This is a genomic window from Priestia sp. 179-F W1.4 NHS (assembly GCF_045369295.1).
Lineage (GTDB): Bacteria > Bacillota > Bacilli > Bacillales > Bacillaceae_H > Priestia > Priestia zanthoxyli.
Map to the genome: position 1 here is coordinate 597,140 of NZ_JBIQFF010000001.1, position 22,872 is coordinate 620,011.

General features: G+C 38.9%; 20 protein-coding genes and 1 other annotated feature. All 20 genes read left to right on the forward strand.

Going from position 1 to position 22,872, the window contains the following annotated elements; all coding sequences use genetic code 11:
* Positions 1-53: 53 nt before the first annotated feature.
* The 20 genes from ACH0CI_RS03100 to ileS all read left to right on the forward strand — a co-directional run bounded on the left by ACH0CI_RS03100 (position 54) and on the right by ileS (position 22,829).
* Positions 54-1,970 (forward strand): stage V sporulation protein D, encoded by a 1,917-nt coding sequence (locus ACH0CI_RS03100; protein ID WP_013084856.1) that lies wholly within the window; start codon positions 54-56, stop codon positions 1,968-1,970.
* Between the two features lie 211 nt (positions 1,971-2,181).
* On the forward strand, positions 2,182-3,645 hold the full coding sequence (locus tag ACH0CI_RS03105) for a UDP-N-acetylmuramoyl-L-alanyl-D-glutamate--2,6-diaminopimelate ligase (protein WP_028411475.1): 1,464 nt from the start codon (positions 2,182-2,184) through the stop codon (positions 3,643-3,645).
* 61 nt (positions 3,646-3,706) lie between these two features.
* Positions 3,707-4,681, forward strand: a complete 975-nt coding sequence (mraY, locus tag ACH0CI_RS03110) for a phospho-N-acetylmuramoyl-pentapeptide-transferase (protein WP_013058961.1) — start codon at positions 3,707-3,709, stop codon at positions 4,679-4,681.
* A complete protein-coding gene (gene murD / locus ACH0CI_RS03115; protein WP_028411474.1) occupies positions 4,682-6,031 on the forward strand; it encodes a UDP-N-acetylmuramoyl-L-alanine--D-glutamate ligase in 1,350 nt (449 codons plus the stop codon).
* Between the two features lie 61 nt (positions 6,032-6,092).
* Positions 6,093-7,193, forward strand: coding sequence for a stage V sporulation protein E (gene spoVE, locus ACH0CI_RS03120; RefSeq protein ID WP_013058959.1), 1,101 nt, complete (start codon positions 6,093-6,095; stop codon positions 7,191-7,193).
* A 540-nt stretch (positions 7,194-7,733) separates the two neighbouring features.
* Entirely contained in the window at positions 7,734-8,639 is a 906-nt protein-coding gene (gene murB / locus ACH0CI_RS03125; RefSeq protein ID WP_335706597.1) for a UDP-N-acetylmuramate dehydrogenase, read from the forward strand.
* Positions 8,640-8,792: 153 nt separating this feature from the next.
* Positions 8,793-9,551, forward strand: a complete 759-nt coding sequence (locus tag ACH0CI_RS03130; RefSeq protein WP_406900856.1) for a cell division protein FtsQ/DivIB — start codon at positions 8,793-8,795, stop codon at positions 9,549-9,551.
* Positions 9,552-9,976: 425 nt separating this feature from the next.
* A complete protein-coding gene (gene ftsA / locus ACH0CI_RS03135) occupies positions 9,977-11,272 on the forward strand; it encodes a cell division protein FtsA (RefSeq protein ID WP_013058956.1) in 1,296 nt (431 codons plus the stop codon).
* A gap of 41 nt (positions 11,273-11,313) precedes the next feature.
* A complete protein-coding gene (gene ftsZ / locus ACH0CI_RS03140; protein ID WP_013058955.1) occupies positions 11,314-12,471 on the forward strand; it encodes a cell division protein FtsZ in 1,158 nt (385 codons plus the stop codon).
* A gap of 276 nt (positions 12,472-12,747) precedes the next feature.
* Positions 12,748-13,671: a sigma-E processing peptidase SpoIIGA gene (gene spoIIGA, locus ACH0CI_RS03145; protein ID WP_335706599.1), complete on the forward strand. Its 924-nt coding sequence runs from the start codon at positions 12,748-12,750 to the stop codon at positions 13,669-13,671.
* A gap of 30 nt (positions 13,672-13,701) precedes the next feature.
* On the forward strand, positions 13,702-14,421 hold the full coding sequence (gene sigE, locus ACH0CI_RS03150) for an RNA polymerase sporulation sigma factor SigE (RefSeq protein ID WP_013058953.1): 720 nt from the start codon (positions 13,702-13,704) through the stop codon (positions 14,419-14,421).
* A 148-nt stretch (positions 14,422-14,569) separates the two neighbouring features.
* The gene (sigG, locus tag ACH0CI_RS03155) at positions 14,570-15,349 is read left to right on the forward strand and encodes an RNA polymerase sporulation sigma factor SigG (protein ID WP_013058952.1); all 780 of its coding nucleotides are present in this window, start codon (positions 14,570-14,572) and stop codon (positions 15,347-15,349) included.
* A gap of 345 nt (positions 15,350-15,694) precedes the next feature.
* A complete protein-coding gene (locus ACH0CI_RS03160) occupies positions 15,695-15,949 on the forward strand; it encodes a YlmC/YmxH family sporulation protein (protein WP_013058951.1) in 255 nt (84 codons plus the stop codon).
* 74 nt (positions 15,950-16,023) lie between these two features.
* Complete coding sequence (pgeF, locus tag ACH0CI_RS03165; RefSeq protein ID WP_028411472.1) at positions 16,024-16,845, forward strand: peptidoglycan editing factor PgeF; 822 nt, start codon at positions 16,024-16,026, stop codon at positions 16,843-16,845.
* A 7-nt stretch (positions 16,846-16,852) separates the two neighbouring features.
* Positions 16,853-17,536 (forward strand): YggS family pyridoxal phosphate-dependent enzyme, encoded by a 684-nt coding sequence (locus tag ACH0CI_RS03170; protein WP_028411471.1) that lies wholly within the window; start codon positions 16,853-16,855, stop codon positions 17,534-17,536.
* Between the two features lie 16 nt (positions 17,537-17,552).
* Positions 17,553-18,017, forward strand: a complete 465-nt coding sequence (locus ACH0CI_RS03175) for a cell division protein SepF (RefSeq protein WP_028411470.1) — start codon at positions 17,553-17,555, stop codon at positions 18,015-18,017.
* Between the two features lie 3 nt (positions 18,018-18,020).
* A complete protein-coding gene (locus tag ACH0CI_RS03180) occupies positions 18,021-18,290 on the forward strand; it encodes a YggT family protein (protein WP_406900858.1) in 270 nt (89 codons plus the stop codon).
* A 50-nt stretch (positions 18,291-18,340) separates the two neighbouring features.
* On the forward strand, positions 18,341-19,123 hold the full coding sequence (locus ACH0CI_RS03185; RefSeq protein ID WP_335706601.1) for a YlmH family RNA-binding protein: 783 nt from the start codon (positions 18,341-18,343) through the stop codon (positions 19,121-19,123).
* Between the two features lie 84 nt (positions 19,124-19,207).
* Positions 19,208-19,702: a DivIVA domain-containing protein gene (locus ACH0CI_RS03190; protein ID WP_013058945.1), complete on the forward strand. Its 495-nt coding sequence runs from the start codon at positions 19,208-19,210 to the stop codon at positions 19,700-19,702.
* Positions 19,703-19,771: 69 nt separating this feature from the next.
* Positions 19,772-19,992: a binding site (T-box leader), on the forward strand.
* A gap of 71 nt (positions 19,993-20,063) precedes the next feature.
* Positions 20,064-22,829: an isoleucine--tRNA ligase gene (gene ileS / locus ACH0CI_RS03195; RefSeq protein ID WP_406900859.1), complete on the forward strand. Its 2,766-nt coding sequence runs from the start codon at positions 20,064-20,066 to the stop codon at positions 22,827-22,829.
* The last annotated feature ends 43 nt before the right edge of the window (positions 22,830-22,872 follow it).

Consider the following 22,872-nt stretch of genomic DNA (forward strand, 5'->3'; position numbering starts at 1 on the left):
AATCCTGTACAAGCATATATTGGAACGAGCCGATTCAGAGGAGGTTCTAATATATGCGGGTATCAGGAGTCACAGTTCGTAAAAGGCTAGCCATTGTTTTGTTTGTCGGTTTTATTGTGTTTTTGATTATTGATACAAGGCTTGGATATGTACAGTTGCTGACTGGGGATACGCTAACTGAAAAAGCCAAAGACTTATGGAGTCGGAATATTCCTTTTGAACCTGAAAGAGGAAAGATACTAGATCGCAATGATGTGGCACTTGCTACAAATAAAAGTGCACCGACCGTTTTAGTTATGCCAAGACAAGTTGAAAATCCAGCTGTTACGGCTGAAAAGTTAGCAAAAGTGCTGGGAGCATCAAAAGAAAAAGTATATGAACAAATAACAAAAGCTTCTTCTAGCGTATATTTGCGTCCTGAAGGAAGAAAAATTTCACATGCGAAAGCAAATGAAGTGCGAAATTTAAATTTAAAAGGCGTATATATAGCTGAGGATTCGAAGCGGTACTATCCGTTTGGAAGTTATTTGTCGCATGTATTAGGCTTTGCGGGAGTAGATAATCAAGGGTTAACGGGCCTTGAATTATATTATGATAAAGAGCTAAAAGGACAAAAAGGTTCAGTTAAATTGTATTCTGATGCTAAAGGTAAAAAGATGCCCAATATAGCCGATGACTACACAGCGCCTGTGGACGGGCTCGATTTGAGATTGACCATTGATTCACGTGTGCAAACAATCATGGAGCGTGAGTTGGATAATGCTCAGACAGCTTATAATCCAGATGGTATGATTGCCATTGCCATGAATCCTAAAAACGGTGAAATTTTAGGTATGTCAAGTCGTCCGGGCTTTGATCCGACGGATTTTAAAAATGTGAAGCCTGAGGTGTATAATCGCAATCTTCCAATCTGGAGCGTATATGAGCCCGGATCAACGTTTAAGATTATTACACTGGCAGCTGCTCTTGAAGAAAAGAAAGTGGATTTACTAAAAGATCAATTCTACGATGATGGAGCCGCGGAAGTTGGAGGAGCGAGACTTCGCTGCTGGAAAAAAGGCGGACACGGACAGCAGTCTTTTTTAGAAGTTGTACAGAACTCATGTAACCCTGGTTTTGTGGAGCTTGGGGAACGTTTGGGAAAAGAGAAATTGTTCAAATACATTAAAGAATTTGGCTTTGGTCAAAAAACAGGTATTGATTTACAAGGGGAAGCAAAAGGAATTTTGTTCCCGCTTGAGCGCGTGGGTCCGGTTGAACAAGCTACAACAGCTTTTGGGCAAGGGGTTGCTGTTACGCCTATTCAACAAGTAGCTGCTGTTTCAGCAGCCGTAAACGGTGGAACGCTTTATGAACCTTATATTGCAAAAGAGTGGGTGGATCCAACTACCGGAAAAGTTGTAAGCAGTCATAAACCGGTTGCTAAGCGAAAAGTTATTTCCGAGGAAACGTCTAAGCAAGTGCGTTTTGCTCTTGAAAGTGTAGTCGCACAAGGAAGCGGAAAAGGAGCTTTTGTGGAAGGGTACCGCGTTGGAGGAAAGACGGGTACGGCGCAGAAAGCTCAAAATGGAAAGTATTTAAAAAATAATCACATCGTTTCTTTTATCGGTGTTGCACCAGCAGATAACCCTGAAATTGTCGTGTATGTTGCGGTTGATAATCCAAAGGGCACCATTCAGTTTGGTGGAGTGGTAGCAGCTCCGATTGTAGGTAAAATGATTGAAGACAGTTTGCGTGTGATGGACGTTAAACCGCGTAAAGGACAAATTGAAAAAGAGTTAACGTGGCTGGACACACCAATGATAAAAGTACCAAATGTCGTAGGAATGTCAAAAAAAGAGTTACAAGAACAGCTACTTAATTTAAAATTAGATGTGAGTGGCGAAGGAGATAAAGTGGTCAAGCAGTCTCCTGCAGCCGGAACGAAAGTTAAAGAAGGCGAAACGGTTAGAATTTATATGGGAAAATAAAAATCTCTATAAACTATTATTCTTCCTTGCATGATAATCAGCAGGTTACGCTGCGTGTGAACATGAAATCAACAAATAAGCCTTGGGGGTGTTCCCTCCGGGCTTCTTTTTCTGTAAAATGTAATAGGTTAGGTGCTAGAAAAAGAAGAATAGTTGCCATAGCGTCTTATAACAAACGTTTCACTTTACAAATAGAGAGGACATGGTAGGAATGGATTTACGAGAACTACTAACACATTTACATGATTTTGTTCAGCTTCCTGAACAGAATATTGATATTACGTCAATTGAAATGGATTCAAGAGAAGTTAAGCCCGGAGCATTGTTCATTTGTATAGACGGCTATACGGTTGATGGTCATAGCTTTGCACAGATGGCTGTGGAAAAAGGGGCAGTAGCAATCTTAGCAGAAAAGCCTGTGGATGTAGAAGTGCCCGTTGTACGCGTGAAGAGTACAAAGCGAGCAATGGCAGTGCTGGCGGATGCTTTCTACAATCAGCCCACACAAAAAATGCATTTAATTGGTGTAACAGGCACAAATGGAAAAACAACGATTACACATTTAATTGAGCATATCTTTAAATCACAGCATAAAAAGACGGGTCTCATTGGAACGATTGAAATTCGTATTGGTGATACGTCTTATGATGTGAAAAACACAACGCCTGAATCGCTGACTCTTCAAAAAACATTTAATCAAATGGTGGAAGAGAATGTAGAAGTAGCGATGATGGAAGTATCATCTCACGCGCTTGACTTAGGACGCGTACACGGGTGCGACTTTGACGTGGCGGTATTTAGTAACTTAACGCAAGATCACCTCGACTATCATCATACAATGGAAGATTATCGTCGTGCGAAAGGGTTGCTATTTGCACAGTTAGGAAATGCTTATAACCATACTCGTCCTAAATTTGCTGTTCTTAATGTCGATGATGCGGCAACCGAGGAATATATTAAAAACACGGCTGCTACAGTGATTACGTACGGTATTGACCGTGAAAGTGATATTCGTGCAACGAATATTCAAATTACAAACAGCGGCACAACGTTCGATTTGACAACACCGACAGAAACGGTTTCTGTAGAAATGAAGCTTATTGGGAAATTTAGCGTCTACAACGTATTAGCGGCTACGGCTGCATGTTTAGTATCTGGTCTCCCTCTGTCAGTTATTGTCGAGGAAATAAAAGTGTTAGAAGGTGTGTCTGGGCGTTTTGAAGTGGTTGATGCGCAGCAAGATTTTACGGTTATCGTGGATTATGCCCACACGCCGGACAGCTTAGAGAACGTGTTAAAAACTGTAAAAGAATTCGCAAAACGCAATATATATGTTATTGTTGGTTGTGGCGGAGATCGAGATCGTACAAAACGACCAATCATGGCTCGGATTGCAGCTGAATACAGTACACAAGCTATTTTGACATCTGATAATCCACGAAGTGAAGATCCATTGGCTATTTTAAAAGATATGGAAGAAGGTTTGGATACAGATAACTATGTGACGATTGCTGATCGTGCAGAAGCTATTCGCTATGCAGTGGAAACAGCGCATGCAGATGATGTTATTGTCATTGCTGGAAAAGGGCACGAGACCTATCAAATTATTGGTAAAAAAGTATTCGATTTTGACGATCGAGAAGTAGCACGCAAAATGATTGAGGAGCGAAAGTAGTAATGAAATGGGTAGAGAACAAAATGAGTCGGAATGAGTTAGAAGTTAAGGAGGGGACATCGTGCTAGAACAATCAATTTTATTGACAATCGGCGTAGCCTTTTTGATTACGGTTGTATTGTCGCCGATTTTTATTCCCTTCTTAAGAAGATTAAAGTTTGGTCAAAGTATTCGTGATGAAGGCCCGAAATCTCACCAGAAAAAATCAGGTACACCTACAATGGGCGGTATCATGATTTTATTATCTATTATTGTGGCAACTCTTATTATGGTCAATCAATATGCAGAACTTACATATAAGACGTTTCTATTATTATTTGTCACAATCGGATTTGGTTTATTAGGATTTTTAGATGATTTTATAAAAGTAGTGTTAAAGCGTAACCTTGGATTAACATCTAAACAAAAGTTTTTAGGTCAGGTTGTCATTTCAATTATTTTTTACTTTATTGCAAGACAGTTTGAGTTTTCAACTGAAGTGACGATTCCAGGAATTAAAGACCCAATCGATTTAGGTTGGTTTTATGTTGTTTTCCTCATCATCTGGCTTGTTGGTTTTTCAAACGCGGTCAACTTAACGGATGGATTAGACGGACTTGTATCTGGTACAAGTGCGATTGCTTTTGGTGCATTTGCAGTTCTCGCCTGGAATGCAGAGCAGTTTGAACTATCTATTTTTTCAGTTGCTGTAGTAGGAGCTGTGTTAGGATTTTTAGTTTTTAATGCCCATCCTGCAAAAGTATTTATGGGAGATACGGGTTCTTTAGCGCTAGGAGGAGCTATCGCTACGGTGGCTGTCTTAATGAAAATGGAATTCTTGCTTGTTATTATCGGTGGTGTGTTTGTTATTGAAACATTATCTGTTATTATTCAAGTCGCATCTTTCAAAACAACAGGAAAACGTGTGTTTAAAATGAGCCCGCTTCATCACCATTACGAGCTAAGCGGCTGGTCGGAATGGCGCGTAGTTATGACTTTTTGGGCTGTAGGACTATTATTTGCAATGCTTGGAATTTATATCGAGGTGTGGATTTAAATGAAATCAGTCAATACGTATCAAGGTAAACAAGTACTTATTTTAGGATTAGCCAAGAGCGGTTTAGCAGCCGCTCAGTTAGTTAAACAGCTTGGTGCTAAAGTAGTCGTTAATGATCAAAAACCGTACGAAGAGAACGCAGCAGCACAGGAATTAGAAAAAACGGGCATTGAAGTTGTCTGTGGACATCATCCGCTTGAGCTTTTAGACAAAGCGGATGTTATTGTAAAAAACCCTGGGATTCCGTATTCAAATGTTCTATTGCAAGAAGCATTAAAGCGACATATTCCGATTTTAACAGAGGTAGAATTAGCTTATGAAATTAGCGAAGCTCCTTTTATCGGAATTACGGGAAGCAATGGGAAGACAACAACAACAACGCTCATTTATAAAATGTTAGAAGAAGATCAAAAGCAGCCGTTGATTGCTGGAAATATTGGAACAGTAGCTTGTGAAGTGGCGCAAAAAGCAACAAAGGACAATGTAATTGTAACGGAGCTTTCTTCTTTTCAGCTGATGGGAATTGAAAAATTCCGTCCGAAAATCTCTTTATTATTGAATTTGTTTGATGCTCACTTAGACTATCATGGTACAAAAGAGGAATATATCAAAGCGAAAGCAAATCTCTTTAACAATCAAACAAGTGAAGACTTTGCCGTTATTAATGCGGATGATGAGCTAGTGATGAAAGCTAGTGCAAATATTAAAGCGACAAAAGTACCTTTTTCTGTTACAGCTCAAACGACAGAAGGAGCGTATATTAAAAACGAAACGATTTTCTTTAAAGATGAAGAAGTGATGTCGTTAAAAGATGTGGTGCTGCCAGGCAAACATAATCAAGAAAATATTTTAGCGGCTGTATCCGTTGTGAAGCTGTACGGCTGTTCAAATGAAGCTATCTACTCCGTGCTCACAACGTTTGCTGGTGTTAAACACCGCGTTCAATATGTCACGACAATCAACAAACGTAAGTTTTATAATGACTCTAAAGCTACAAATATGCTTGCTACAAAAGTAGCTCTTTCCGCTTTTTCACAGCCGACGATTCTACTTGCAGGCGGACTCGATCGCGGCAATGAGTTTGATGATTTAAAAGAAGAGTTTAAAAATGTGAAAGCTGTTATTACGTTTGGTGAAACGGCTCCTAAAATTGAACGCGTAGCCAAAGAAGAGGGAATACAAATTGTAAAACGTGTCGATAATGTTAAACAAGCAGTTTCAGAAGCATATGCTTGTTCAGATGAAGAAGATGTTATTTTATTATCTCCTGCTTGTGCAAGCTGGGATCAATTTAAAACTTTTGAAGAACGTGGTGACATCTTTATTGAATCTGTGCATAAACTGAAATAAGGGCTTGTCTAAACACCTAGAAAATACACTAGCCCTAATCTATTTTTAGAGGTGTGTGACAGTGTCGACAAAAAGGTCTACCCCAGATTTTTTTCTCATAATCGTTACGCTTTCCTTGCTAACCATCGGCCTTATCATGGTATACAGTGCAAGTGCGGTATGGGCTACATACAAGTTTAATGATTCTTTTTTCTTTGCTAAACGCCAGCTCTTATTTGCAGGGCTTGGAGTATGCGCGATGTTTGTCATCATGAATATTGATTATTGGATGTGGCGTACGTGGGCAAAGCCAATTGTAATCATTTGCTTTGTTATGCTGGTACTTGTATTGATTCCGGGAGTAGGGCTAGTACGGAATGGGTCGCAAAGTTGGATAGGAGTTGGAGCGTTTTCGATTCAGCCTTCAGAATTTATGAAGTTTGCTATGATTATATTTTTAGCGAAATATTTATCAGAAAACCAGAAGAAAATTACATCCTTTAGAAAAGGAATGTTACCGGCGTTATTACTGGTTTTCTTACCGTTTGGCATTATTATGATGCAGCCGGATTTAGGAACTGGAACGGTGCTTGTTGGAACTTGTTTAGTCATGATTTTTGTTTCAGGAGCAAAGGTAAGTCACTTTGCAGGTCTTGGGTTGCTTGGCGTTGCCGGTTTTGTAGGGCTTGTTTTATCAGCTCCTTATCGGATTAAACGCATCACCTCATTTTTAAATCCTTGGGAAGATCCGCTTGGAAGCGGGTTTCAAATCATTCAATCTCTTTATGCAATTGGGCCGGGGGGATTGCTTGGATTAGGGTTAGGGCAAAGTAGACAAAAGTTCTTTTATCTGCCGGAGCCTCAAACTGATTTTATTTTTGCTATTCTGGCAGAAGAGCTCGGTTTCATCGGCGGAACGCTTGTTCTTCTTTTGTTTAGCTTATTGCTTTGGAGAGGAATTAAAGTAGCGCTGGGAGCACCTGATCTTTACGGAACGTTCTTAGCCTTAGGAATTATTTCAATGGTTGCGATTCAAGTCATGATTAATATAGGCGTGGTAACAGGTCTTATGCCTGTTACGGGAATTACGCTTCCATTTTTAAGTTACGGCGGATCGTCGCTGACGCTCATGCTGGCAGCAGTTGGAGTTTTGTTAAATGTTAGTAGATATTCTCGCTATTAATTGAAAAAAATTGTATAATGTCAAGTAGGCAATGGTCTACTGAAGTAAACCGTCATCTTAAATCCAAGTGCACGCCGGATTTTGTTGGCGGTTTATTTTCGATTTTTTACAGGTAGATGATATTTTTGTATGAAATGTTTTTAAAATGTAATGTTGTGATAACCAATTTTGAGTCCAACTATGGTATGATGTGTAAGGTTAAATGTTTTATCTTAGTGAGTAGGTGAACGTATGTGCACTTATGAGCGTAGCGTTTTTTTATGACTGTCAGCATGTGTTTAACTTCTAAATGAAAAACGATAAAAAAACAATCAAAATTACTTTATATAGCAGATGAACGTACATTCTATGGGTGAATGTCATACGATAAATAAAAATGATGAAATTGACAACAGAATAGAGTGCCTTCGTAGAAAAAAGGTATCTTACAAGGTGCTGCTGCTTAGTTATGAATCTGTTCTTATTATTCTTATGCATTAGAAGTAAGGGCGCATTGACATGAAAGTTTTATAACAGCAAAGAGGGTTTTAGGAGGTTCTTATGGAAGCGTTAGTAAAAGAGTTAGTCGAAGCGAATATTGGAAAGGTTCGTGAAAATGAACCGCTAGCAAAACATACAACAATGAAAATTGGTGGTCCAGCAGATGTGCTTGTAGAACCTGATTCTGTTGATCACTTAAAAGTTACAATGGATATTATTAAAAAACATGGCGTGAAATGGAGAGCGATTGGTCGAGGATCTAATCTTCTTGTCTCTGATAAGGGAATTGAAGGCGTGGTCATTAAGCTCGGAGCCGGATTAGATGATTTAACAGTAGATGGAGAGACGGTTACTGTAGGTGGGGGATACCCTAGCATCAAGCTTGCAACAGTTATTACAAAACAAGGTCTGTCTGGACTGGAGTTTTCAAGTGGAATTCCTGGATCTGTGGGAGGCGCTGTTTATATGAACGCAGGTGCCCATGGTTCTGATATGTCTCATGTAGTCGAAAAAGCGCTGATTTTATTTGAAGATGGCACTCTGGAGTGGCTGACAAATGAAGAGCTTCAATTTTCGTACCGTCATTCAATTCTACAAAAAGACCGTCCTGGAGTATGTGTAGAAGCCGTGCTGCGTTTGAAAAAGGGAACGAAAGATGATATTGTGGCGGTCATGCAGAAAAATAAAGACTATCGCCGCGAAACACAGCCTTGGAATTTCCCTTGTGCAGGAAGTATTTTTAGAAATCCGCTTCCAAATTATGCAGGAGACTTAATTGAAAAGTCCAACTTAAAAGGTTTTTCAGTAGGCGGTGCGCAAATTAGTGAGCAGCATGCGAACTTCATTGTCAATACAGGAGAGGCAACGGCTTCAGACGTGCTGAATTTAATTGCTCATGTTAAGAAAACAATTAAAGAGAAATTCGATATTGATATTCATACAGAAGTTGAGATTATCGGCCGCTAATTACTCAGCCCGTCGCTGTATGGTTATGCGTGAAAAGGTAGCTTTTATGTGTTTATTCTATGCTATAATGGGGATATTCTCATGAAGCAAAGATTGGAAATAAATAGATGGTGATTCTTCTTTTATTTTCTCAAATGGATAAGGGTGAAAAAAATGGAAAAAGGTAAGTTAATTGTTTTAGAAGATCGGGTACCGAAGCTGCAAGAACAGCGAAAGCAAAAAGCAAATAGACGGCTTATTTTGTATTTATCACTCTTTTTCATCCTTATTTTATTTATTGTATATTCTCAATCTTCTCTGAGTAATGTTTCTAACATTGAAGTACAAGGGAATAAACATGTAAGTGATAAGGATATTGTCAAAGCGAGTGGTCTGTCCAAAAAAACTAGCTACTGGAAAGCTGATGCTGATCAAATTCAAGAAAAAGTCGAAAAAAACCCTGAGGTAAAGGAAGCTGTCATTCACAAAACATTTCCTAATAAGGTCGTAATCGACGTAAAAGAGTACGTAAGAATTGCATATGTAACCTCGGGGAATAAATATTTCCCTGTGAATGAAAATGGAAAAGTTTTAAATGAAGTAAGTGCTAAGAAAGTGTCATCCGACGCTCCGCTGTTAATTGACTGGAAAGACGGAGACGCTATACAAAGCATGGTTCAAGAATTAGCTAAAACGCCTAAGAGCATAAAAGGGGCTATTTCTGAGATTTACTACGCGCCGACAAAATCAGAACCTCTTCACATCGAGGTGTTTATGAACGATACGCGTGAAGTAAGCGGGAAAATTAGCAACTTCTCTGATAAAATTGTTCATTACCCAGCTATTGCAAGTAAATTGAGTGATGATCAAAAAGGCATTATTGATTTAGAAGAAGGATATGCATTTAAACCTTATAAAAAGAGCAAGCAGTAATTATTTTTTATAAGTGTTAATTAAAGGAAATAGATGAGTTGAGACTGGCAAACTAGCCCTCGTACATTGTATAATCACATGCAAGTATTCTGCATACATATGATTTTCTTCTCCGTTGCTGTGAAATGGAAATGTAATATTTGTTCTAGGTAAGTTTCGCTTTTCTCAGTGTACATCTTAGTGTAGACTTGTAGTTAAATAGCTTTTTTCAGTGAATTTTAGACTTAAATCTAAAAAAAAGTCAAAACCAGAACGTTTTGTTCTTTGAAAGAGATAAAGTCTGTGAAAAACTTGAAAAAAATTGATTTTACAAAAGGGAAACAGATGTATTTGTTGAATATTTTCATATAATAAAAAATTAATATTGTTGTTCTTCTTAATTTATTAAGATGACATGTGCAGAAAGAAAAAGGAGGTGCCAAAGAATGAACAGCAATGAAATATACGTTAGTTTAGACATCGGTACATCCAGTGTGAAAGTAATCATCGGAGAGATGAGTAACGATTCATTGAATATCATTGGTGTAGGGAATGTTAAATCACACGGACTAAAAAAAGGTTCTATCGTTGATATAGATGCAACAGTTCAATCTATTAGAAAAGCAGTAGAACAAGCTGAACGAATGGTAGGCATTACAATTAAAAAGGTTGTAGTGGGCATAAGCGGAAATCATGTATTTTTACAGGATTGTCACGGAGTAGTAGCCGTGTCAAGCGAGAATCGTGAAATTACAAACGAAGATATTCATCGAGTAATTGATGCTGCTCAAGTCATGTCTATCCCGCCAGATCGTGAAATCATTGATGTTATTCCAAAGCAATTTATTGTAGATGGCTTAGAAGGTATTAATGATCCTAGAGGTATGATTGGGGTACGTTTAGAAATGGAAGGCACAATCATAACGGGATCTAGAACGGTTTTACATAACTTATTACGCTGTGTAGAAAGAGCTGGTTTAGAAATCAGTGATATTTGTTTACAGCCTCTAGCCGCTGGTTCAATTGCATTATCTCGTGATGAAAAAAACTTAGGTGTCGCACTGGTAGATATCGGTGGAGGTTCAACAACGGTTGCGATCTTTGACCAAGGACATTTGAAAGTAACAAATGTACTAGCTGTTGGCGGAGAGCACATTACCAAGGATTTATCGATTGGCCTTCGCACATCGACTGAAGATGCGGAAAATATTAAGATAAAGCATGGACATGCTTTCTACGATCATGCTTCTGAAGAAGAAGTATTTAGTGTACCGATCATTGGAAGCGATCAGCATCAGCAGTTTAATCAGCTCGAAATCTCTGATATTATTGAAGCTAGATTAGAAGAGATTTTAGATATGATTACGCAGGAGGTAAATCGCCTAGGATACAAAGATATTCCAGGAGGATTTGTTTTAACAGGCGGAGTAGTAGCGATGCCTGGTATCCTTGAGCTAGCTCAAGTAATTTTAAAGAATAACGTGCGCATAGCAGTGCCTGATTATATTGGAGTACGTGAGCCGCATTATACAACAGGTGTAGGATTAATAAAATTTGCATACAAAAATGCTAAAATACAAGGCCGAGAAATTGGAGCGCCAGTTGTGGAAGAAGAGCCGATTGAGCAAGAAATGATCAAACCTAGCCCGAAACCACAGCAGCCGCAACAATCAGCTGAGCAGCCGAAAAAGAAAAATGACCAAAATTTAATGAAGAAGTTTTTTGGATACTTCTTTGATTAACGTTACGGATTGGTAATTTCGAAGAATTAGGAGGAACTATCATGTTGGAGTTTGATACAAGTGTAGACCAATTAGCGACGATTAAAGTAATCGGTGTCGGAGGCGGCGGTAACAACGCGGTTAACCGAATGATTGAACATGGCGTCCAAGGTGTAGAATTTATTGCAGTTAATACAGATGCACAGGCATTAAATTTATCAAAAGCTGAAACAAAAATGCAAATCGGCGCTAAATTAACAAGAGGATTAGGTGCAGGTGCTAATCCAGAAGTTGGTAAAAAAGCAGCTGAAGAAAGTAAGGAACAAATCCAAGAAGCACTAAAAGGTGCAGACATGGTTTTCGTAACAGCTGGTATGGGTGGAGGAACTGGAACTGGTGCAGCTCCAGTCATTGCCCAAATTGCTCGTGAGCTAGGAGCACTAACGGTAGGCGTTGTTACTCGTCCATTTACGTTTGAAGGCCGTAAGCGTTCTACTCAAGCGGCAGGCGGCATTGCGTCAATGAAAGAAGCAGTGGATACGCTGATTGTTATTCCAAATGATCGCTTATTAGAAATCGTTGATAAAAATACGCCAATGCTAGAAGCGTTCCGTGAAGCGGATAACGTATTACGACAAGGTGTGCAAGGTATTTCAGATTTAATCGCAGTTCCTGGATTAATTAACTTAGACTTCGCGGACGTGAAAACAATTATGTCTAACAAAGGATCTGCACTTATGGGTATCGGTATTGCGACTGGTGAAAACCGCGCTGCTGAAGCAGCTAAAAAAGCTATTTCAAGTCCACTTCTTGAAACATCTATCGATGGAGCTCAAGGTGTATTAATGAATATCACAGGCGGTACAAACCTAAGTCTTTACGAAGTACAAGAAGCTGCAGATATCGTTGCTTCGGCTTCTGACCAAGAAGTGAACATGATCTTTGGATCTGTTATTAACGAAAACCTAAAAGATGAGATTGTTGTTACAGTTATTGCAACTGGCTTTAGTGACCAAGATTTATCACAGCCAAAACCAGGTCGTCCTTCGTTATCGGCGAATCGCATGCAGCAATCGACACAGCAACCGGCTCCACAGCCGAAGCGTGAAGTAAAGCGTGAAGAACCTGTACAGCAAGAATATACGCGTCCATCTCAGCCACAATCTGAAGATGCGCTAGATATTCCAACATTCTTACGAAACCGTAATCGTAGACGCTAAGAAAATAAAAAGCCAAGACCTCTGTTTTATACAGAGGTCTTTTTTTATGCAATGAATCTAGAAAACTCAAAAAGAGTATAAAAAACATTCGACATGGTCAATATGACGCCTTCAAAGGGTTTGTGTTTTCTTTCTAAAAGTAGTGTGACAAATATCGAATGATTTCCTCAAAAATACTGCTTGTTTCTCGGCATGAACTGACAGACTTTCTAATAGGATGTACTATATACTAATTTTTAACAGAAAAATTCAGAAAGAATGGAGAGGTTATAAACATTGCCAATCTATTTAGATTTAATATGGATGCTGAATTTTGGGTTAGATACGATCTTACTAATGTTATGTGCTGTTGTACTTAAACGGAATTACAAGTGGTGGCGGCTTTTGCTTGGCGGCTTTATCGGTTCATTGATTGTCCTTCTTATGTTTACACCTTTTTCTCATCTTATGGTTCACCCTGCTATTAAAATTTTATTCTCGTTTTTTATGGTATTGATGGCGTTTGGTTATAAACGACTGCGCTTTTTCTTTGAGAATTTATTAACGTTTTATTTTGCAACCTTTGTTGTGGGTGGAGGGTTAATGGGCGTTCACTTTTTATTTCAAGATCAGTTCCTTGTTCTTAATCAAATGGTTGATACGAAATCTCCACAGTTTGGTGATCCTATTAGCTGGATATTTGTTCTTATTGGTTTTCCGCTATTATCTTATTTTTCAAAAGCACGAGTTGATGATTTGCGAATGAAAAATATTACATTTGATCAGCTGGTAGATGTAGAAGTTATTTTAAACGAACAGACGCTGTCGATGAAAGGACTTATTGATAGTGGGAATCAGCTTGTAGATCCGCTGACGAAAACCCCGGTTATGATTGTTACAGCAGATTCTTTAAAAGAAATATTGCCTGAAGGCTTAATGGAATTAAGCAAAAATGTTCAATCCTTTTCACACAGCGAAGATATTGATCAAGAGTGGTATTCAAAAGTCCGCTTTGTCCCTTATCGAAGCGTAGGCCAAGCCAATCAGCTGCTGCTTGCTCTAAAGCCAGACATCGTAAGGCTGGTGCATCAGTCCAACACGATTGAAGTCACTAAAGTATTAGTAGGTATTAGTCATACAACGCTTTCAGTGGAGAAGCAATATGAATGTATTGTTCATCCGAAGCTCATTGTTATTGGAGAAGTAAGTTCCGCATCGTAAAAGGTGTGAACAAATAAAGGAGGATACAGAATGGCTACATATCGAATTCGATTTCAATTATGGTGGTACAAATTATTAATTAAACTTAAGCTAAAAACAGATGAAGTGTACTATATAGGAGGAAGTGAAGCTCTTCCACCGCCTTTAACAAAAGATGAAGAAGAAGTACTTCTGAAAAAACTCCCATCAGGAGATGAAGCAGCACGTTCACTATTGATTGAGCGTAATTTGCGACTGGTTGTTTATATTGCCCGCAAGTTTGAAAATACGGGAATCAATATTGAGGATTTAATTAGTATCGGCACCATCGGTTTAATTAAAGCAGTAAACACGTTTAATCCTGAAAAGAAAATTAAGCTAGCGACGTACGCCTCTCGCTGTATTGAAAATGAAATCTTAATGTATTTGCGCCGCAACAATAAAATTCGATCTGAAGTTTCATTTGATGAGCCGTTAAATATTGATTGGGATGGAAACGAACTGTTATTGTCTGACGTGATGGGAACCGAAGAAGATATCATCACAAAAGACCTGGAAGCGAATGTAGATCGAAAACTTTTGTTGAAAGCACTGCACCAATTAAATGATCGTGAAAAGCAAATTATGGAGCTGCGCTTTGGGCTAGCCGGCGGAGAAGAAAAAACGCAAAAAGATGTAGCTGATATGCTAGGCATTTCTCAGTCTTATATTTCAAGGCTCGAAAAACGAATTATTAAACGGCTGCGAAAAGAATTTAATAAAATGGTTTAAGTAAAAAAGCTGATTGTATAAGGGCTGAGAAGCATCTTATGCAATCAGCTTTTTTAGCGTAGAATTGTCAGAATTGTAAAAGTGCATATTTTTTCCTTCGGAGGAGATACTGAATTCAGAACATCATCTCCTGTTAGGAGGGAAAGAGTTGACAAGAAATAAAGTAGAAATTTGTGGAGTAGATACTTCGAAACTTCCCGTATTAAAAAATGAAGAAATGCGAAAGTTGTTTAAACAAATGCAGGCTGGAGATGGAACAGCAAGAGAAAAGCTAGTAAGCGGAAATTTACGTCTCGTACTCAGCGTGATTCAACGTTTTAACAATCGTGGAGAATTTGTTGATGACTTATTTCAGGTTGGGTGTATTGGATTAATGAAATCCATTGACAATTTTGATTTAAGTCAAAACGTGAAGTTTTCTACATATGCTGTCCCAATGATTATAGGGGAAATTCGCCGCTATTTACGTGACAATAATCCAATCCGTGTTTCTCGTTCCCTTCGTGATATTGCTTATAAAGCTCTTCAAGTTCGTGAAAGGCTTATGAGTGAAACATCCAAGGAACCTACAGCTGAGGAAATTTCAAAAGTCCTAGAAGTACCGCATGAAGAAATTGTGTTTGCTTTAGATGCTATCCAAGATCCGGTTTCTCTATTTGAACCTATTTACAATGATGGTGGAGACCCAATCTATGTTATGGATCAGCTAAGCGATGAACGCAATCGTGATTCAACTTGGATTGAAGAAATTGCTTTGCAAGAAGGTATGAGAAGATTGAACGAGCGAGAAAAACTAATTTTACGAAAGCGCTTCTTCCAAGGTAAAACACAGATGGAAGTGGCTGAAGAAATTGGTATTTCTCAAGCGCAGGTTTCTCGTTTAGAAAAAGCTGCTATTAAACAGATGAATAAAAATATTCAAAGTTAACAAAAGCTATCTAAACTGGCAGCTGCTCACGTTCATATAATTAATACCATTCACTTTATTTGATGTTCAACTTAATAAGCATCGTGTCTATAAAAACAGACGCGGTGCTTATTTTGTATGTATCAATGAATACATAACCAAAAGATATTCATGTTAGATGTCCTATTGCTATGAGGACTTCTCGCTGCTTGTTGAGAATATCTATTGATGAAAAACTGTGTAATTAGTGAACAAAATGCTTATAGAAAGAGAATGACAGAGAAAAAATAAGCTTTTCCTTCATGAAATGAAAATTTGAAAATATATATAGGCTAAGGAATAAAGTTGGCTATAGGAGGAGAGAGCATGTTAAAGATTTCAGAGTTTCAGCTGAAAGATGTAGTGAATGTAGCTGATGGCAAAAAACTTGGAAATGTAGGGGATATTGATATTGACTTAACAACGGGAAAAATACAGGCCGTCATTATCGGAGGCTCTCGTGTATTGGGCTTCTTTGGAAAAGATGATGAAATTGTGATTCCGTGGAAAAATATTGTGAAAATTGGTTCCGATGTCATTTTAGTACGTTATAAAGACGCATTTCAGCCTGAAGAGAATTAGTTTTTTGTCAACAGCACCTAGCAATCTGTGGTACAATATGTGAGAACAAATGAAACAAGGGATGTGTCACATACATGAATCCTGAGCCATTAAAAAAAAGCCATCACGAGTCGTTTATGTGGCTGAGCCCTTGGGTAGAAAAGAATGATATGCTTGTTGCTGGTTTCACCACAAAAAATGGTGGCGTGAGTAAACCTCCATTTGCTTCTTTTAACCTAGGGCTTCACGTAAACGATAACGTAGAAGATGTTATTACAAATAGAAAAATTTTAGCAGCCGAACTAGACATGTCTTTTGAAAGCTTTGTATGTGCTGAACAAGTACATGAAGCAACTGTTCAAAAAGTAACAAAAGCCGACTGTGCAAAAGGACTCTACAAGTATGAAGAGGGCATAAAAGCAGCGGATGGCATTTATACAAATGAATCTGATATTTTGTTAGCTTTATGTTATGCAGATTGTGTTCCGCTGTACTTCTATGCGCCTGATCACCATTTAGTTGGTCTTGCTCATGCCGGGTGGAAGGGAACAGTAAAAGATATTGCAGGAAATATGATTCGACGTTGGGTAGAGCAAGAAAATGTTCCGGTTGAAGATATTTACGTGGCGATTGGCCCTTCGATTGAAGATTGCTGTTATGTTGTCGATAACCGCGTCATTACACAGGTAAACGAAGTAGTTGGCCAAAATGGATATCAAGAAGTAAGCCCTGGACAATACGCGCTTAATTTAAAAAAAGTCAATAAGCTGCTGATTCAAAACGCAGGCGTATTGCCGGAACGAATTTTAACATCGTCGTATTGTACAAGCTGTGAAGATGACCTGTTCTTCTCACATCGCCGCGACCAAGGGAAAACAGGACGCATGTTTAACTTCATAGGCTTTAAGGAGGAGTAATTACATAGTGACAGCTAGCGTAAGTGAAAATCTAGAAGCAGTTCAACAAACAATTGCTGAAGCATGTAAAAAAGTTAATCGAAATCGAGAAGATGTAGAGCTGATTGCTGTAACAAAATACGTTTCCACAAAACGAGCAGCAGAAGCAGTGGATGCAGGCATTTTACATCTTGGAGAAAACAGGGATGAAGGTCTTCTAGAAAAGTATGAATCAATCGGTGAGAAAGCGACCTGGCATTTTATCGGAAGCTTACAAACAAGAAAAGTAAAAAATGTGATTGATAAAGTTGACTATATTCATTCACTAGACCGATTATCTTTAGCAAAAGAAATTGATAAACGTGCAGGACATCGTATAAAATGTTTTGTACAAGTTAATGTTGCCGAAGAACAATCAAAGCATGGCCTTGCTGTAGAAGAGGTAATTCCATTTATTCAATCTCTTGAAACATTTACAAATATCCAAGTAGTTGGATTAATGACCATGGCTCCTCACACAGATGACGAGTCCTTGCTTCGCAGCTGTTTTCAAGGTCTAAAGAAATTGCAGGATCGTATACAAGAACTAAACCTCCCGTATGCACCTTGTACGGAGCTATCAATGGGAATGTCAAACGATTATGCAATTGCAATTGAAGAAGGAGCAACATTCATTCGACTAGGAACCACGCTAGTTGGGAATGAACGTTAAGGAGGTGTAATTCAAGATGAGTATGAAAAATCGCTTTAGAAGTTTTTTTGCTCTTGATGACGATACTGAATATGTAGAAGAACATTACGAACAAGAAGAGTCGGTAGAAGAGCCTGTACAGCAGTCGAGACCAGTGAAAGCTAGTCAGCAGCCGAATCAGCAGCAAAACGTGATTAGCTTACAAAGCGTTCAAAAATCATCAAAAATGATGCTTTGTGAACCTCGCGTCTATGCCGAAGCACAAGAAATTACGGATCATTTAAAAAATCGTAAAGTCGTAGTTGTTAATTTACAGCGCATTCAACGAGATCAAGCAGTGAGAATTGTCGACTTTTTAAGTGGTACAGTTTATGCTTTAGGCGGGGACATTCAAAAAATTGGAACCGACATCTTTTTATGTACACCTGATAATGTAGACGTAAGCGGAAGCATTTCAGATATGATGGGAGAACACGATACAACTAACGTAAAGAGGTGGTAGTTTTTGGACATCGTTTTTGAGATTCTTGGGCAATTGATTGGTCTTTACTCATGGGCACTGATTATTTACATTTTGATGTCTTGGGTACCCGATGTAAGGGCGTCTAAATTTGGTCAGCTGCTTGGCAGCATTTGCGAGCCTTACTTAGAGCCTTTTCGTAAAATCATTCCGCCTATTGGCATGATTGATATTTCACCTCTTGTTGCAATCTTTTTACTACGATTTGCGCAAGCAGGTGTACGTTCACTTCACAGTATGGTTGGATTTATTTAAAAAGGAATCGCTGGATTCCTTTTTTACATACCAATAGCAGGAGTAATAATATGTCTATTTATGAACATTTTAGGCAAGAAGAACATGGATTTATTGACCAGGTTCTTCAGTGGAAAGAAGATGTCCTACATCAATACAGCCCAAAATTAACGGATTTTTTAGATCCAAGAGAGCAGCAGATTGTGACGGCTATTGTTGGGACTGAAGGAGAGGTTCAAGTTTCATTTGATGGTGGACAACCGTTTGCTGAACGCAAGCGTGCGCTGCTATATCCGGATTACTATGTGCCTGAAAGCGAAGATTTTCAGTTGCATATGTACGAATTGAATTATCCTAAAAAGTTTGTGACGATTGAACATCCTCAAGTTCTTGGTTCGGCGATGTCTTTAGGACTGCGCCGTTCAAAATTTGGCGATATTTTGGTCGCGGGAGACGATATTCAGCTTGTAGCCGCAGAGGAAATTTCTTCTTATATTGAGATGAATTTAACATCAATTGGAAAAGCCAAAGTTTCACTTTCTTCTATTCAAAGAGAGCAGCTGCATGTGGTAAAAGAAGAGCTGATTGAACACGTTTATACAGTTTCTTCAATGAGGCTTGATGTTTTGCTGTCGACCATTCACAATTTATCAAGACAAAAAGTCCAGCCGTTTATTGCAAATGGAGCGGTAAAAGTAAATTTTAAAGTCATTGAACAGCCTTCTTTTGAATGTCATGAAGGTGATATTTTGTCGCTTCGTGGCCACGGCAGAAGTCGTATTGTTTCACTTGAAGGCAAAACCAAAAAAGAAAAATGGCGAATTGTTGTAGGTGTTGTAGGAAAGCAGAAATAAAGAAATCTACTAGCAGGAAATTTTAAAAATATGTCGAATAAACCATTATTAATGATGTAATGAGACAACACGGAGGTGGCCTAGATGCCTTTAACCCCTTTGGATATTCATAACAAAGAGTTTAATCGCGGGTTTCGCGGATATGATGAAGATGAAGTAAATGAGTTTCTTGACCAAGTAATTAAAGACTATGAGCTGGTAATGCGTGATAAAAAGGAGTTAGAAGGAAGAGTATCTGAATTAACAGATCGTCTTGGACATTTTACTAACATCGAAGAAACGTTAAATAAATCAATTTTAATTGCTCAAGAAGCAGCGGAAGATGTAAAGCGAAACGCTGAAAAAGAAGCGAAGCTCATTATAAAAGAAGCAGAAAAAAATGCGGACCGTATTATTAATGAAGCACTGTCTAAGTCTCGTAAAATTGCGATGGACATTGAGGAGACGAAAAAGCAGTCTAAAGTATTTAGAACTCGTTTCAAAATGTTAATTGAAGCACAGCTTGAAATGTTAAACAGCGATGACTGGGATCAGTTGATGGATTATGAGATGCCAGCGCTAGAAGAAAAAATTGACTAGTCAAGACATCATCTTGACTTCTCACGTTTTGTTGTCATATAATTTGGTAACAGATGAAATTTCATATCAAACAGTACGGAGACAGGGACAGTAGCTTTTTTAGTTTGTCAAAGCGAATCGAGGATGGTGCGAGCTCGATAACAAACAAAAAAGTGAAAATCACCCTAGAGTACCATTGCTGAAATGATGATAGTAAGCAGTGGCGGTTTATTCACGTTACGAATGCAAAGAGGATTTGCGTGCAGCAAATCTACTAGGGTGGTACCGCGGGAGGCCTTCTCGTCCCTTTTTTGGGATGAGGAGGTCTTTTTGTTATGGTGCAAAAAGATATGAAATTTACGTTTTTTTTGGAGGGTAAAACATGGAATATAAAGATACATTATTGATGCCAAAAACTGAATTTCCGATGCGTGGAAATTTACCGAACCGCGAGCCTAAAATGCAAGAACTGTGGGCTGAAATGAATATTTATGAAAAAGTACAAAAACGTACGGAAGGCCGTCCGCTATTCGTCCTGCATGATGGACCTCCATATGCCAATGGCGATATTCACATGGGACATGCCTTAAATAAAATTTTAAAAGATTTTATCGTTCGCTATAAGTCGATGTCAGGCTTCTGCGCACCTTATGTGCCAGGCTGGGATACACACGGCTTGCCAATTGAAACGGCTTTAACAAAAAATAAAAAAGTAAACCGCAAAGAAATGACAGTAGCTGAATTCCGTAAGCTTTGCGAACAGTATGCTTGGGAACAAGTAAACGGCCAGCGTGAGCAGTTCAAGCGTTTAGGCGTACGCGGAGATTGGGATAATCCATATGTAACGCTTCAGCCACAGTACGAAGCGCAGCAAATCAAAGTATTTGGCGATATGGCGAAAAAAGGCTATATCTACAAAGGATTAAAACCTGTATACTGGTCCCCTTCAAGTGAATCTGCTTTAGCAGAAGCGGAAATTGAATACTATGACAAGCGTTCAGCTTCTATTTACGTAGCGTTTAATGTGAAAGATGGTAAAGGCGTGCTTGAACAAGATGAAAAATTCATCATTTGGACGACAACACCATGGACAATGCCAGCTAACCAAGGGATTGCTGTCAATCCCGAGCTTCAGTACAGCGTAGTTGAAGCAGATGGAGCAAAATATGTAGTAGCAACTGAACTTATTGAAACAGTTGCTAAAGAAATTGAATGGGCTGACTATAAGACACTTCGTACAGTAAAAGGTTCAGAACTTGAACGCGTGGTAGCTGAACATCCAATCTACAAGCGTGATTCTTTAGTTGTTCTTGGCGATCACGTAACGACTGATGCTGGTACTGGCTGTGTTCATACAGCACCGGGACACGGGGAAGACGACTTTATCGTTGGTCAAAAATACGGTTTGGAAGTTCTTTGTCCAGTTGATAGTAAGGGTCATATGACGAATGAAGCACCAGGATTTGAAGGATTATTCTATGATAAAGCGAATAAGCCGATTACAGACAAACTAGAAGAAGAAGGCGCGCTGTTAAAATTAAGTTTCATTACCCACTCATATCCACATGACTGGCGTACGAAGAAACCAACAATTTTCCGTGCAACAGCACAGTGGTTTGCGTCTATTAAAGATTTCCGTGAAGATTTATTAAAAGCAGTAGAAAAAACAGAATGGGTGCCTACTTGGGGTGAAACGCGACTTTATAACATGGTGCGTGACCGCGGAGACTGGTGTATTTCTCGTCAACGTGCATGGGGCGTTCCGATTCCAGTATTTTATGCTGAAAATGATGAGCCAATCATTACAGACGAGACAATTGAGCACGTATCAAATCTATTTAGAGAACATGGATCAAACGTATGGTTTGAGCGTGAAGCAAAAGACTTGCTTCCAGAAGGCTTTACTCATGAAGGAAGCCCAAATGGCCGTTTCACAAAAGAAACAGACATTATGGACGTATGGTTTGACTCTGGTTCTTCACATCAAGCTGTTCTTGAAGAGCGTGAAGACTTACAGCGTCCGGCTGATTTGTATTTAGAAGGTTCTGACCAATACCGCGGCTGGTTTAATTCAAGTCTTTCTACAAGTGTAGCTGTAACAGGTGAAGCACCTTATAAAGGCGTACTTAGCCACGGATTTGCTTTAGACGGTGAAGGTCGCAAAATGAGTAAGTCATTAGGGAATGTTGTAATTCCAGAAAAAGTAATGAAACAACTAGGTGCGGATATTTTACGTCTATGGGTAGCTTCTGTAGATTACCAAGCGGATGTTCGTGTATCTGATAACATTTTAAAACAAGTAGCAGAAGTATACCGTAAAATCCGCAACACGTTCCGTTTCTTACTAGGAAACCTAGCGGACTTTAATCCAACAACTGACGCTGTAGCCGTTGAAGACCTTCGTGAAGTAGACCGCTACATGCTTGTGAAGCTGAACAAATTAATTGATAAAGTGAAAAAATCTTATGATTCATATGAATTCTCAAGCATTTATCACGCAGTGCATAATTTCTGTACAATTGATATGAGTTCATTCTACTTAGACTTTGCAAAAGATGTATTGTACATTGAAGCAGAAAATAATGTAGAGCGTCGCAGCATTCAAACGGTTCTTTATGAAACGTTATTATCGTTAACGAAATTAGTGTCTCCAATTCTTTCTCATACAGCAGACGAAGTATGGGTTCACATTCCGAACGTAACGGAAGAAAGCGCGCAGCTAGTTGATATGCCAGAGGTTCAAGAAATTGAAGGAGCAGATCAATTAGTAGAGAAATGGGATGCGTTCATGGAGCTTCGCGATGAAGTATTAAAAGCGCTAGAACAAGCTCGTAATGAAAAAGTAATCGGTAAGTCTTTAGAAGCAAAATTAACGCTGTATCCAACAGCAGATACGAAAGAGCTGTTAGCCTCTATTTCTGAAAATGTAGGTCAACTCTTCATCGTTTCAGATCTCGAGGTAGCAGAAGGTGAAGCGCCTGCTGAAGCACAAAAATTCAGCTATGCTTCAATTGTTGTAAGTAAAGCAGAAGGTGAGAAGTGTGAGCGCTGCTGGGTAGTATCACCAACAGTTGGCGAAGATCAAGATCACCCAACTTTATGTACACGCTGTGCGGATGTTGTGAAAAATCACTACGTTCAGCAGTAATGAACAAAAGCACGTCCTTTTTGGGCGTGTTTTTTGCTGTACG

What these genes read in the sequence shown, in the direction of transcription:
- ACH0CI_RS03190 (WP_013058945.1), top strand. Translation starts at nt 19,208, where the DNA reads ATGCCTTTAACCCCTTTGGATATTCATAACAAAGAGTTTAATCGCGGG.
- ACH0CI_RS03185 (WP_335706601.1), top strand. Translation starts at nt 18,341, where the DNA reads ATGTCTATTTATGAACATTTTAGGCAAGAAGAACATGGATTTATTGAC.
- pgeF (WP_028411472.1), top strand. Translation starts at nt 16,024, where the DNA reads ATGAATCCTGAGCCATTAAAAAAAAGCCATCACGAGTCGTTTATGTGG.
- ACH0CI_RS03105 (WP_028411475.1), top strand. Translation starts at nt 2,182, where the DNA reads ATGGATTTACGAGAACTACTAACACATTTACATGATTTTGTTCAGCTT.
- murB (WP_335706597.1), top strand. Translation starts at nt 7,734, where the DNA reads ATGGAAGCGTTAGTAAAAGAGTTAGTCGAAGCGAATATTGGAAAGGTT.
- ACH0CI_RS03175 (WP_028411470.1), top strand. Translation starts at nt 17,553, where the DNA reads ATGAGTATGAAAAATCGCTTTAGAAGTTTTTTTGCTCTTGATGACGAT.
- ftsA (WP_013058956.1), top strand. Translation starts at nt 9,977, where the DNA reads ATGAACAGCAATGAAATATACGTTAGTTTAGACATCGGTACATCCAGT.
- ACH0CI_RS03130 (WP_406900856.1), top strand. Translation starts at nt 8,793, where the DNA reads ATGGAAAAAGGTAAGTTAATTGTTTTAGAAGATCGGGTACCGAAGCTG.
- ftsZ (WP_013058955.1), top strand. Translation starts at nt 11,314, where the DNA reads ATGTTGGAGTTTGATACAAGTGTAGACCAATTAGCGACGATTAAAGTA.
- ileS (WP_406900859.1), top strand. Translation starts at nt 20,064, where the DNA reads ATGGAATATAAAGATACATTATTGATGCCAAAAACTGAATTTCCGATG.
- ACH0CI_RS03160 (WP_013058951.1), top strand. Translation starts at nt 15,695, where the DNA reads ATGTTAAAGATTTCAGAGTTTCAGCTGAAAGATGTAGTGAATGTAGCT.
- murD (WP_028411474.1), top strand. Translation starts at nt 4,682, where the DNA reads ATGAAATCAGTCAATACGTATCAAGGTAAACAAGTACTTATTTTAGGA.
- sigE (WP_013058953.1), top strand. Translation starts at nt 13,702, where the DNA reads ATGGCTACATATCGAATTCGATTTCAATTATGGTGGTACAAATTATTA.
- ACH0CI_RS03100 (WP_013084856.1), top strand. Translation starts at nt 54, where the DNA reads ATGCGGGTATCAGGAGTCACAGTTCGTAAAAGGCTAGCCATTGTTTTG.